Source organism: Myxococcus sp. MxC21-1 (assembly GCF_032612255.1).
In the GTDB taxonomy this organism is placed as follows: Bacteria; Myxococcota; Myxococcia; order Myxococcales; family Myxococcaceae; genus Myxococcus; species Myxococcus virescens.
The window spans coordinates 138,487-150,489 of the sequence record NZ_CP123278.1 but is presented as its reverse complement, the minus strand read 5'-3'; the positions used below and the strand labels follow the sequence as shown (position 1 = coordinate 150,489).

Here is a 12,003-nt window from a genome sequence, read left to right as displayed (position 1 = left end):
GCCACATCGCGTCGGTGGAGATGAACATGGGCTTCTGGCACCGCCTGAGTCTGCTTGACGGCGACACCGAGGGCCCCCGCTACGTCCTGAAGCCCATCAGGGCCGAGCCCTCCGCCGCGCCAATACCGCGCCCGCGAGGCCCACCACCGCTGACACCAGCGCCAATGGGCTCAGCCAGTCACCCCATGTCAGCGCGAGCGTCGTCAGCGCGGCCGTCTCCGGCACGCGCATGGTGAGGCCCGCGCGCTGGTTGTCGTCCACCTCGGCCACCACCGCGCCCGTGATGTCGATGAGCGCGGTCACACCCGAATTCGTCACCCGGACCTGTGGCCGCCGCGTCTCGATGCTGCGGAAGGCCGCGTGCATCAGGTGCAGCCGGGGCGCGGGCGTTCCGGTGAACCACGAGTCATTGGACAGCGTGAGCAGCAGCTCCGCGCCCTGCCGCACGCCCTGCGCGACATACTCGGGGAAGATGGTCTCGTAGCAGATGAGCGGCGCCACCCGGAGCTTGCGTCCGTCGCGAAGCGTGAAGCTCACCGCTCGAGGCCCGGGCCCTCGCTTCCAGCGTCCCGTCCACGGCAGCCACTCGCGAAGCGTAGGGGTGTCGATGGCGTCCGGCACCCACTCCGTCAGCGGGAAGAGCATCGTCTTGCGGTACGCGGCGCGCTCGAACGAGCCTCCAGGTGACGACGGCCCCAGGAACATGGCCGCGTTGAACTCGCGCTCGCCCTCCAGTTCGTAGGCGCCGAAGACGAGCGGCACGCCGCGCTCGGAGACGTAGCCGGCGATCTCCGCGTCCAGCTTCGCGCCCGTCTCGCTGCGAGGCGTCCCAAAGGGCGTGGGGTACACCGTCTCCGGCCACACCAGCAGGTCCAGCGGTCCTTCTCGTAGCAGCGCGTCCGACATCGCGTAGTGCGTGTCGAGCACCATCCGCACGACCTGGTAGGCCCCCATCTCCGCCTTCAGCTTCTCATAGCGGGTGATGTTCGCCTGCACCGCGCCCACCACCAGCCCGCCCTCACGCCGGGTTGCCTCACGCACCTGCGCATGCCGGAAGGCGCCGTACCCCGACAGCACGAACACCAACGTCGCCAGCCCTGCCACGGGCTTCCAGGCGGCCCGCGCCCCATGGCCCCTCCAGGCACGAAACGCCGCGAGCACGCACTCATTGCCCAGCAGCAGCATCAGCGTGAGCCCAGGCGCCCCCGCGACGTCCGCGCCCTGGCGCAGCCACTCCGATGCATAGAGCCCATGTCCCAGCGTGTCCGCAAAGAGCTTCGGCGTGATTCCCTCCACGCCCACATAGGCGAGCGTCCCCACCAGGGGCGGCAGCCAGCCCTGCCCCTCCCGCGCCAGACGCCGCGCCGCGTACCGGGCCAGCGCGGCGGCGACGAACTGGAGTTGGAGCAGCGGCGCCACCAACAGGAACAGCGCCCAACCAACCATCGTGGGCGCCCGCGAGTACGCCTGGAGCGCGCCCGGGAACCAGTGAAAGACGGCGGCGGTGAACGTCACGCTGAGCAGCACACCCAGGCCCAGCGCTTCGCGCACCGAGCGGGCCCGGTCCAGCGCCGCGAGCCAGGGCACCATCGCCACCCAGCCAAGCGCCAGCCAGCGCGCCTCCAGCCGCCCGAACAGCGCGAACAGGACCGTGGTCCCCAGGACACCGAGCAGCGCCACCCCCAGGTGCCACCCGCGTCCCACCCCCACCTGGACGCCGGTCACGGCGAGGGCGCCCCACTCTCCGCGCCCTCAGGCAGCTCCAACCGTCGGATAGGCATTCCCGGAGGGGCCAGCTCCTCGGGCACCAGCCCGTCGGCGGGCTTGGGCACTGGCCGCCCGTTCGCATCCACGGGCTGATGGTCGGGATGGAACATCAGCACGGCCGCCACGATTTCACCCGAGTCCTTGTACTGGAAATGACGCACGTATCCGGGCGGCAGCTCGAAGTCGTCGGGGACGACGAGGCCTTTCTTGATGGGCTTCGTCCCGGGCCGGTAGAGCTGCATGCCCGTCAGTTCGGACTCCATGGCCGGCTCCTGGACGTCGGTATCAGTGGCCAGTTCGGGAACAGACTCGGGAGCGGGCTGCGGCGCTGAAGCCGCGATGGGAGGCGGTCGTGTCCGCGGCGCGCGGGCACGCGCCTCGGGCGTGGGAGGCGGGATGGGCAGCGGCACCTCCGCGAGCGGCGGCGGCGCTTCCACCTCGATGTCGGCCGAGCCCCACCAGACACTCAAGCCAATGCACGCGAGCGTGAAGACACACGCGCCGCCCACGAGCCACACACCCAGACCCTTGCCCGTTCGAGCGGGCGCGATGTGCGTGACGCCGTCGCTGTCGACGCGACGCTTTGGTGCAGGGGACTGCGGCCTCATGTTCTCGCGAAGACCTCCGGGCTGCGTATGCTACGGAGCCACTCCCTCCGAGGCAAACACAGCGCCTTCCGCTCACCCTCATGAGCTCTTCGTCCATTCTCGTCACCGATGCCCCCGGCGGCACGCTACCCGCCACCACGCCCGAGCCCGCTCGCTTCGCGGTGCACGCCTGGACACCCGGGCTGCGAGGGCTCGCGGTGGTGACGCAGCTCGCCGCGCTGGGCGCCCTGCTCCACTTCACCGCGCAGCTCTGGATGGAAATTTCCGAAGGGACCCAGCGGATGCAGCCCGTGCCCATCGCCATCGGGCTGGTGCTGCGAGTCGTGCTACCGCTCGTGTTCGTCTCCGCGCTGCGCCGCAGCCGCCGGGCCATCGTCGCCGTGGACACCCACCAGTGGACCCTGACGCTGCGCAGCGGCGCCCGGATGGAGATTCCCTTCGAAGCCGTGACCGCGGTGCGCCCCTGGCGGCTGCCACTCCCGGGCCCCGGCCTGGCGCTGCGGATGCGGTCAGGCCGCGCTTTCAGCCACGCGCTGGAGGTGGAGGACGCACTGCCCCTGCTGAACGCGCTGGGCCAGCACGGAGCACCAGGCGCCGCGCAATCCCACACACTGGTTCGTTACGCCCATGCGCGCCATGCCCTGTGGCGCCGGCGCTGGCACCACCTGCTGGTGAAGTTCGTGCTCTTCCCGCTGGTGCCCACGGCCATCCTCTTCTACTCGTACCAGGTCATCTCGTTTGGAGGCGCGCTGGGTGAGTACAGGATGTACGGATGGGACGCGTACCTGCGTTCGTTCGGCCGGTACTACGTGCCCATCTCGTTGTGCCTGCTGCTCTTCGCCTGCTTCTGGCGCGTCGTCGCGGAGGGCGCGTCGCTCCTCGCTGCGTGGCTTCTGCCAGCCTGGGCGCGCGGCGTGCGGCGCACGGCGGAGTGGTTCTGCAGGCTCGTCTACTACGTCGGCACGCTTGGGTTGATCGGCGCGCGCTTCATGATGTGACGTGCGCGCCGGGCGCTGGAAACGACAAGGCCCCCGGTTCCCGAAGGCAACCGGAGGCCCAGGCACCGCGCCCACACCCGAGGCGTGAGCGCGGTCGCAGCGACTACGGCCTGGCGGGGTTGAACTTCGCGCTCTCCCAGCCCATGCGGTCGTGGCCAGTCTTGTTCCAGGTCGAGGTGTCGGTGGGCAGCGCGCCGGTGCCGCCCGAGCTGGAAATGGTGCCACCGGTGTAGGTCGGGTGGGTGTCGTCAGACTGGAGGTAGTCGTAGCTGGTGCTCGCGTTGACGAAGTGCGTGTTGGAGTCGCGCAGCGTGGAGCGCAGCGTGACGGAGATGCGCTGGACGTACGCCGCCTCGGACTCGCCCTCGATGTAGCGGATGGCCTCGGAGTCCACCTTGCCATCACCGTTGGAGTCGTAATCCGCGGCCATGTACTCCGCGAACGAGTCCGCGCACTTGAAGCCGTGGCGAGCCGCCAGGCTGCACGCACGCCAGTTGCTCCTCGCCAGCAGCGGCAGGAACTTCTCCCGCTTGTTCACCACCTGGCCCGTGGCGGAATCCCGGCACTGCGTGTTCACGTTGTCCGCGTTGAAGCCCGGGTAGTAGATGTTGGAGATGATCTTGGTCGCGGCGGCGGGCGCGTACTGGTTGATGGTCTGCATCGCCCGCTCCATGTACGTGGTGCAGGTCGCCAGCGCGGCCTCCAGGCCGGAGTAGTTACAGGTGCCCGTCTGCCCAGAGAAGGCGCTGCGCGCCTGGAGGTAGTCGTTGCCACACATCTCGAACATGACGACGCGGGTGTTGGCCGCCTGCATATACGAGCGCTCAGAGACAATCTTGTTGTTGTAGATGTCGTCCGCCTTCGCGCCGGACTTGGTGCGGCGGATGACCTCCACGTCCGCGTTCCACTTCCGCGCCAGGTCCTCGCCCTGCACCACCGGCGCCGCGCGGCGGGCCACGTTCCAGAAGAAGACGGAACCGTTGTAGCCGGCGTAGATGGAGTCGCCGTAGGCCACCACGCGGTACTTCGTCGACGTCGACGGCTGGTCGATGGTCCACGACGTGTTCTGGTTGAGGGTGCTCGCCATCGCGCTACCACCGACCGTGAAGGCCGCGCACATGGCGACGACGGACATCCCGCTGTGACGGAAAGACATGCCCCGCTCCTTTGGATTCCCACTGGGGGGTTGTTGGGGGAGCGCGCAGGCTACATGGCGTCGATTGGCAAATCACCCTGAAACAAGAATAACGCACCAAGTCAGAATAGCTGGTGTTGTTATGACCTCACCCGTGTTTGACACGATGTCGTAAGAATGACGCGACGCTAACCTTTGACGCGGTGTTTCATCATGTTTCACCCAGGTCCGGAGTGTTTCACGTGAATCTTTCCCGTGGCACGAGAGCGCTGATGCAGTGGCTGCTCCTGGGTGGGCTGGTGGGCGTCGTCTGCGGCGTGGCGTCCGCGGTCTTCTTGTACCTGCTGGACGAAGCGACGCACTTCCGGGAAGGACACCCGTGGCTGGTGTACGCGCTGCCGGTGGCGGGGCTGGTGCTGGGGGCGGTGTACGGGAAGTGGGGTGGGCCCATTCGCGGGGGCAACAACCTGGTGCTGGACACGGTGCACGCGAGCGACGCGCAGGTGCCGGTGCGCATGGCGCCCATGGTCCTGGTGGGGACGGTGCTGACGCACCTGTTCGGCGGCAGCGCGGGCCGCGAGGGCACGGCGGTGCAGATGGGCGGCAGTCTGGCGGACCTGGTGGCGCGGCGCTTCCGGGTGGGCCCGGACACGCGCCGCGAGCTGCTGGCCGCGGGCATCGCGGGTGGGTTCGGTTCGGTGTTCGGCACGCCGGTGGCGGGGGCGGTGTTCGGGCTGGAGGTCGTGGTGGTGGGGCGCATGGGCTACGAGGCCCTGCTGCCCGCGCTGGTGGCGTCGGTGGTGGGCGACCTGGTGACGCGGGGCTGGGCATCCACCACACGCCGTATCCGGCGCCGGGGGCGCTGCCGCTGACGGTGGTGGTGTTGGCGAAGTGGCTGGTGTTCGCGGTGGCGGTGGCCGTGGTGGCGACGATGTTCGTGGAGTTGATGCACCGGCTGAAGAAGCTGCTGGAGCAGCGCGTGCAGGTGTTGCCGCTGCGAATGGCGCTGGGCGGTCTGGCGGTGCTGCTGCTGTGGCTGCTGGCCGGTACGGATGACTACCTGGGCCTGGGGGTACCGGGCATCCAGCGGGCCTTCGAGGACCCAGCGCTGCCCGTGTCGGCGTTCGCGTGGAAGCTTGCCTTCACGGTGGTGACGCTGGCCGCGGGATTCCTCGGCGGCGAGGTGACGCCGCTGTTCTTCATCGGCGCGTCGCTGGGCAACGTCCTGGCGCGGCTGTTGGGCCTGCCGTTGGATTTGGGCGCGGCGGTGGGCATGGCGGCCCTGTTCGCGGCCGCGGCGAACACGCCGCTGGCGCTGTCCATCATGGCCGTGGAGCTGTTGGGGGCGAATGTGTTGCCCCACGTGGCGATTGTGGCCACGGTGGCGTACCTGCTCACGGGGCAACGGGGCATCTATCCATCACAGCGGATTGCGCGGATGAAACACGGAGGGCCGCTGCTGGAGAAAATCGTGGCCCTGCGAGAGCTGACCCGCGAGGACCGCGCCCCGCCCTCAGGGCCTGAGGGACGGGGCGGGGGGTGAGGGCTACGGCTCCGGGAAGTGGTAGACGTGTCCGTCGTCGCCGACGATCCAGAAGTTCTCGGCGGAGGTCATGGCGATGTCGCGGAGGGGCACGTCCGGGGCGCTCGGGGTGAAGGCCGGCGCATTGGCCCAGCCGTGCGGAGTCAGCCGGTGCAGTCGTCCCCTGTTGCCGTCATTGCCCATGACATAGGCAGTTTCGGTTCCCGGCGGAACGGCAATACTGACGTAATTGACCGCGGGCCCCGAGGGAGGAAGCACCCGCTCCCACTCCCTCGATTGCGAACTTCCTTTCACAACCAGCCCACTATCACCCACCGCGTAGATGAGGGTCGTGCTCGCGGCCCACACCGCACGCAAGCTCCCTTCATAGTCCGCCGTTCCCTGAAGAGTCTGCGCTATCGGCTCACTCCCTCCCTGGCGGGTGTGGAGATTCACCATCGGCGTCATTGGTGCTGATTCCTCCATCGAGCCCACGGCATACAAGGCATCCGCCCCCAGCGCGTGGAGCCCCCAATACTTGCCCGGCGAATCATGATGCAGCGGGTCGGCCTTCCACTCGTAAAGCGCGCCCCCAGTAGAGCTAACGAATATCTGAAGCGGCTCTCCCACGCCCACGATGCCCGCGAAGTCGTCGCTGGCTTCGGGAAGGTTGATTTGTTGGGCCCTGACGCACGAGTCCCCGTTGTGCTCGGCAAGCCATCCGCCCTGGCCCGCGATGACGACAGCGCCGTTGCCAGGGTTGACCCAGGCTGCATGCCAATTCAGGGAGTTTCCCGAGGGGCCACATCCAGTTGCCGTATCGGCGTCGTGGCTCACGAACGGCGCCTCCGCAGACATCTTCACCGCCAGCGTTCCATCCAGTCCCGCGACCCACACCGGGTAGCCGCTCGGGTGCACCGCTACCGCCCTCCACTGGCGTCCTGTCAGCGCCGCGTCCGAGACCCCTCGCAACGAGCCGCAGGACATCAGTTCATCCACCTGCCCATCGCAGTCGTTATCGAGGCCATCGCAGACCTCGGTGGCTCGGGGGTTCGTGGCGCTGTCGTTGTCATCGCAGTCCATCCCGGTCGGCGACGAAAACGGCGGCGGCGTCTCTCCTAGACATACCGTCGCAACCAGCCTTCCATCCTTCTTGGCCATGCCATCGCCGTCCGCATCCTCATAATAGAACGTCGCACGAGGAGCCTCGCACACCACCGACATCTCTGAACGAAAGCAAACCATCACCCCAGGACATACATTCCCGCAGCGAGTACCAAGGGCGTACGGCCCCTCCCTAAACGTCTCGTCGGCGCGGCCATCACAGTTGTCATCCCAATAATTACACCTCTCCTCGGCGCCTGGATGGATTCCAGACTGCCTATCATCGCAGTCGCCTCGCGCCGTGGCGAACCCGGCCGGAACAACATCACAAACCATGCGCGGTTCCGCATCGTCCGCTGCATACCCATCCCCGTCCAAATCCTTATATGCCACCAGCTGAGTTCCCGTACCGCAGGGGCTCCTCTCACACACGGCTGAAAGACAGACCCATCCCTCCTCGCAGGGAATCACCTCACTGCAGGGCTTTGGACGTTCATCCTGGCATGCCGTGAATAACACCATCAGTGCCACGCTCCAGCGCATCATCTTGCCTCTCCCTACTGCATGGCGACGTGTCGACCTCTTCCACGGGAAACCAGGCCCTGAGGACCTGTTGCTCCGCGCGACCTGCGCAGCTACCCAAAACATCGGCCATCATCGCACTTCGTCGAACTCAGCCACGCTGCTCCACTTCCCACACTGCATCGGAAGAAACGTGCTGAGGAAGGTGCGTACGGGCTCACGCAGGAACACTGATTGGCAATTATCATGAGCCAAACTGATACCGTCCCAGGTCCGCGATGATGCCCGTGTGCAGCGCAGTACGTACTCAATTGTCATAGAGGCGCACGGCCTCCGCGACATGTCGTTCAAATTCGCTACTGGCTCTGGCCGCATGCGCTGGAATGACAACCCACAGGCATGCGGCAAGAGACAGGCACCGCCTCCAGTTCATGGCAACAAGCATGCCTGGAGCTTAGTTCAGACAGACACCAACCCATCAATCTATGGCTGTGCGGAGGCAGACGGCTCCGGGAAGTGGTAGACGTTTCCGTCGTCGCCGACGATCCAGAAGTTGCTCGTGGAGGTCACCGCGATGTCGCGGAGCGGCGCGTTTGGTGCGCTTGGGGTGAAGGCTGGAGCCTTGGCCCATCCGTGTGGGGTCAGCCGCTGTAGTCGTCCCGCGGTGCCCTCGTTGCCAATGACGTAGGCATTCATGGTCCCGGGCGGGGCAGCCACACTGACGTAGTTGATCGCAGGCTCTGAAGGAGAGAGGACCCGCTCCCAGTCCCTTGACTGCCCACTGCCTTTCACCACCAAGCCGCCGTCGCCCACCGCGTAGATGAGCGTCGCGTCCGCAGCCCATACCGCTCGCAAGCCGCCGTTGTAGCCCGCGGTCCCCTGGAGGTTGTGCGCTGCCGGCGTGCCCCAGGGGGCTCGGGGGAGGGGGCGGGTGTAGAGATTCACCATCGGCGTCAGCGGTGACGACTCCCCTGTCGCGCCCACCGCGAACAGTGCGTCCTGACCGAGTGCATGGAGGCCCCAATACCGGCCGGGCGAGTCATGGCGCTGGGCCGCGCCTGTCCACTCATACAAATGGCCCAAGGTGGAGACTGCGAATACCTGAGCTGGATTTCCGATTCCGACAACGCTTGAGAAGTAGTCACTGGAGCCAGGGAGAGTCACCTGATTGGCGAAACAGGAGCCCCCATTGTGCTCACCTATCCAACCGTCCTCGCCGACCACGATAAGATGGTTATTATTTGGGTTGATCCATGCGGCGTGCCAGTCCGGCGAGTTTTGCGCTGGGCCACACCGAGTCGTCGTATCCCCACCGTGGTTCACGAACACTGAAGTCTCGTTCATCTTCACCGCCAGCTTCCCATCCAATCCCGCCACCCACACCGGATAACCACTCGGGTGCACGGCCACCGTCCTCCAATTGCCCCCTGCCAACACGGAGTCTTCCACCTTCTTCAGCACGCCGCAGGACATCTCCTCATCCACCTGCCCGTCGCAGTCGTTGTCCAGCCCGTCGCAGACCTCCGTCGCCTGGGTTTTCGTGTTGGGGTCAGCGTCGTCACAGTCCCGCGTGTTGTCCGCCATCATCGGAGGTAGTGGCGCGCCAGGGCACAGCCCTCCCACCGGCGCGCCGTCCTTCTCGCCTTCACCGTCACTGTCCGCGTCCGCGTAGAGCGGCGTCGGAGGCGTGCCGACGCAGACTGTCCCCGTCTGCGCGGCGTTGCAGGCATACGTCCCGTTGCAGGCTTCCGTGCAAGCCGTCCCCAGTGCACTAGGCCCCTCCGTGAACAACTCGTCGACTCGACTGTCGCAGTTGTCATCCACGCTGTTGCACTTTTCCTCGGCGGTCGGATGAACGTCAGCCCGCTCGTCGTCACAATCCCCCGTCACCTCGACATGAAGTTCACTCGGCGGGTCGCAGGCCACCGTCCCGGGCCCATTGCGTCCGAAGCTGTCGCGGTCGTTGTCCAGGTACCAGGTCTTGTTGACGACCCCCGTTTCCATCCGACCGTCGCAGTTGTCATCCAGGCCGTTACAGAGCTCCGGCGCACCAGGATACGCCTCCACACTCGAGTCATCGCAGTCCGTCCCCCGGTTCATCGGACCACCCGGTGGGACGAAGCCGTCACCGTCCTCGTCAGCGGTGTGCAAGTCCTCGAGCAACCACTCCTGCCGGCCCGCGGAGGCGAAGCTGAAGGTCCGCTTCCGCTCATCCACCAACTGCGCCTCCGCGCACCCATTCTCGAAAACCCGGACGGTGATTTCGACGTCCCGCGCCCAGTCCGCCTTCCGGAAGACGGCGACGTTCAACACCGGGTCGTTGGAGTTGAACTTGGGCTCCTTGAACTCCGCGCGCTCCGGCTCACCGGTGCCACCATGGGCCTCCACCGTGATGCAGCCCTTGCTGAATTTCGGGTGGTAGCCAATCTTGACGTGAACCGCAGCCTGCTTCGTGTCCGGCTCTTTCGAGTCCTTCTTGCAGGCCAGCAACAACAGAGGCAGGAGGAGGATGGCGGATTGACGCATAGGGTGCACTCTACCCCAACCCCAGGCGTGACTTGCTCAGAAGCCGACTCACCCCAAAGTCCGCCCAATTGAAAGACCATGGACATCTCACAGCAAGGATGAACTTCGGCACACCCACGTGTGCCTTTGTCATCACGGCTGTGAAGCCAACCGCCCTGGGGGCACAGTCTCCGTCCCACGCCGACGCAACTCGGGGGACGCCACCGCGAACCCTTCCGGCAACATCCGGAGAATGCGCTCACGCCGGTGCTTGGAGCCTTCCAGCCGCCGCTCCAGCAAGGCCTTCTGCGCGCGAGTCTCCTTGTCCAGAGGCGCGGGGCGCGCCGCCAGCAACGCCAGCCGCGCCGTCACCTCCTCCACCTCCCGGTCGATGAGCACTGGCTGGATGTTCCGCGACTCATTTCGCGCCCGCCCCACCGCGTTGTTCTCAATCCACACCGGCAGCACCGCCACTTCCTCCAGCGCCACCGACACACCGGGCATGGGCCGCACCAGCGACAGCCGCAGCAACATCGAGTCCCGCCGGTCGCCCCCCGATTTCTTCGCCCCCGCCTCGTGCCGGTAGAAGCGGTCCTGGTTCGCCACCAGGTTGCCCAGCGAGTACGCGATGAGCCCCTTGCGCCCGTCCACCGTCTGGTACGACTCCAGCGGCTGGAGCACGTGCGGATGGTGCCCGATGACCGCCCTCGCCCCCGCGTCCAGCAGCGCGCGTCCCAGCTCGCGGTCCTCGGGCCGTGGCTCCCCTTTGTACTCCGTCCCCCAGTGCGCCAGCACGATGAGCGCGTCACACCGCGCCGCCGCGGCGCGCACGGCTTCCACGACCTGTTCGGGCTGAATCCCCCGGTGCGCTTCGTGCCCCGCATAGGGCACCAGCGCAACGTGCGGCGCCTGCGCATCCTTCGGATTGCTGAAGCCATTCAGCATGCGCGTGAAGGACAGGAACCCCACCTTCACGCCGCGCACGTCCACGAAGGCGGGCTCCCACGCGGCGTCCTTCGTCGCGCCCGTGCCCGTATGACGGATGCCCGCCGCATCCAGGTGCCGCAGCGTCTCCAACATGCCCGCGGGGTGCTGGTCCCTCGCGTGGTTGTTCGCGGTGGACACCACCTTCACCCCGGCCGAGGCCAGCGCGTGCACCATGGCCGACGGCGCGTTGAACAAGAGCTCCCGCGCGACCGCCTTCTTGTTGTCGGTGACGGGCGTCTCCAGATTCACGACGCCCACGTCCGCCGTGCGCAGCACGTCCGCGATGGGCCCGAAGACGTGGTCCCAGCCCTCATGGTTGAGCGAGGGCGCCTGGCCTCCTTCCGGCGGCGGCGCCCCGGCGCGGGCGTGCAGCCTCGCGACCTCCTTCACCTCGCCATGGGGAATCACATCCCCACCGAACACCAGCTCCACGCGCGTGGGGGCGGAGGCAAAAAGCAGGGGCAACAGCAGCAGGACGGAGGCGGACACGCCTCCACCCTAATCCAGACACCCGGCATCCCTGGAAGGGCCCCCGGGTGCCGGCGGACCGGGGCTCCTACGACTTGCCCTTGTCGCTGCTCGCGTCACCCTCGCGCGGGTAGCCGCGCTCCTCGCGGGAGTTGCCCTCGCGGCCCCAGCGGTGGGCCTCGTTCGTCACCTCGCGGGCCTCCGTGTCCCGTCGCTCCGTCTCCGGGTCGCGCATCGACTCACGGAGGCGCGAGTCCGGCTGCGGGGACTCGGACGAGTCACGTGTCTTCGGCGTGCGCTTCTCCGCCATCGTCGTTCTCCTCTCCTGGCATGCGTCCCTCCGAACGATGTGCACGCCCTCGCGGTGGGGCCAGGGGGCCCCGGGCC

General features: G+C 67.1%; 8 protein-coding genes and 2 pseudogenes. 2 read left to right on the top strand and 8 right to left on the bottom strand.

What is annotated here, in order from left to right:
• Positions 1-96 precede the first annotated feature (96 nt).
• Both lnt and QEG98_RS00675 read right to left on the bottom strand, forming a co-directional pair.
• Positions 97-1,725, bottom strand: a complete 1,629-nt coding sequence (lnt, locus tag QEG98_RS00680) for an apolipoprotein N-acyltransferase (RefSeq protein ID WP_316565357.1) — start codon at positions 1,723-1,725, stop codon at positions 97-99.
• Complete coding sequence (locus QEG98_RS00675) at positions 1,722-2,375, bottom strand: hypothetical protein (RefSeq protein WP_316565356.1); 654 nt, start codon at positions 2,373-2,375, stop codon at positions 1,722-1,724. Before QEG98_RS00675 ends, lnt begins: the two co-directional genes overlap by 4 nt.
• An 80-nt stretch (positions 2,376-2,455) precedes the next feature.
• Between QEG98_RS00675 and QEG98_RS00670 the strand changes: the two genes are divergently transcribed.
• Positions 2,456-3,373, top strand: a complete 918-nt coding sequence (locus QEG98_RS00670; protein WP_316565355.1) for a hypothetical protein — start codon at positions 2,456-2,458, stop codon at positions 3,371-3,373.
• Positions 3,374-3,476: 103 nt separating this feature from the next.
• Here the strand turns inward: QEG98_RS00670 and QEG98_RS00665 are convergent, their stop codons facing one another.
• Positions 3,477-4,529: an SGNH/GDSL hydrolase family protein gene (locus tag QEG98_RS00665; RefSeq protein ID WP_090491037.1), complete on the bottom strand. Its 1,053-nt coding sequence runs from the start codon at positions 4,527-4,529 to the stop codon at positions 3,477-3,479.
• Between the two features lie 221 nt (positions 4,530-4,750).
• On the opposite strand from QEG98_RS00665, the pseudogene QEG98_RS00660 reads away from it, so the two are divergent.
• Positions 4,751-6,051, top strand: a pseudogene (locus tag QEG98_RS00660) (chloride channel protein).
• Between the two features lie 3 nt (positions 6,052-6,054).
• Here QEG98_RS00660 and QEG98_RS00655 read toward each other — a convergent pair.
• The 5 genes and pseudogenes from QEG98_RS00655 to QEG98_RS00635 all read right to left on the bottom strand — a co-directional run bounded on the left by QEG98_RS00655 (position 6,055) and on the right by QEG98_RS00635 (position 11,926).
• Entirely contained in the window at positions 6,055-7,191 is a 1,137-nt protein-coding gene (locus QEG98_RS00655; RefSeq protein WP_316568050.1) for a putative metal-binding motif-containing protein, read from the bottom strand.
• Between the two features lie 156 nt (positions 7,192-7,347).
• Positions 7,348-7,470 (bottom strand): annotated as a pseudogene (locus QEG98_RS00650) (putative metal-binding motif-containing protein); the annotation flags it as partial.
• A 669-nt stretch (positions 7,471-8,139) separates the two neighbouring features.
• The gene (locus tag QEG98_RS00645) at positions 8,140-10,182 is read right to left on the bottom strand and encodes a putative metal-binding motif-containing protein (protein WP_316565354.1); all 2,043 of its coding nucleotides are present in this window, start codon (positions 10,180-10,182) and stop codon (positions 8,140-8,142) included.
• A gap of 132 nt (positions 10,183-10,314) precedes the next feature.
• Positions 10,315-11,637: a CapA family protein gene (locus tag QEG98_RS00640; RefSeq protein ID WP_316565353.1), complete on the bottom strand. Its 1,323-nt coding sequence runs from the start codon at positions 11,635-11,637 to the stop codon at positions 10,315-10,317.
• A 67-nt stretch (positions 11,638-11,704) separates the two neighbouring features.
• Positions 11,705-11,926, bottom strand: a complete 222-nt coding sequence (locus QEG98_RS00635; protein ID WP_316565352.1) for a hypothetical protein — start codon at positions 11,924-11,926, stop codon at positions 11,705-11,707.
• Between the last annotated feature and the right edge of the window lie 77 nt (positions 11,927-12,003).

Bases quoted from the DNA above. Each gene is read 5' to 3' on its own strand.
- QEG98_RS00645 (WP_316565354.1), bottom strand. From the start codon at position 10,182: ATGCGTCAATCCGCCATCCTCCTCCTGCCTCTGTTGTTGCTGGCCTGC.
- QEG98_RS00635 (WP_316565352.1), bottom strand. From the start codon at position 11,926: ATGGCGGAGAAGCGCACGCCGAAGACACGTGACTCGTCCGAGTCCCCG.
- QEG98_RS00665 (WP_090491037.1), bottom strand. From the start codon at position 4,529: ATGTCTTTCCGTCACAGCGGGATGTCCGTCGTCGCCATGTGCGCGGCC.
- QEG98_RS00675 (WP_316565356.1), bottom strand. From the start codon at position 2,375: ATGAGGCCGCAGTCCCCTGCACCAAAGCGTCGCGTCGACAGCGACGGC.
- QEG98_RS00655 (WP_316568050.1), bottom strand. From the start codon at position 7,191: ATGGCCAAGAAGGATGGAAGGCTGGTTGCGACGGTATGTCTAGGAGAG.
- QEG98_RS00670 (WP_316565355.1), top strand. From the start codon at position 2,456: ATGAGCTCTTCGTCCATTCTCGTCACCGATGCCCCCGGCGGCACGCTA.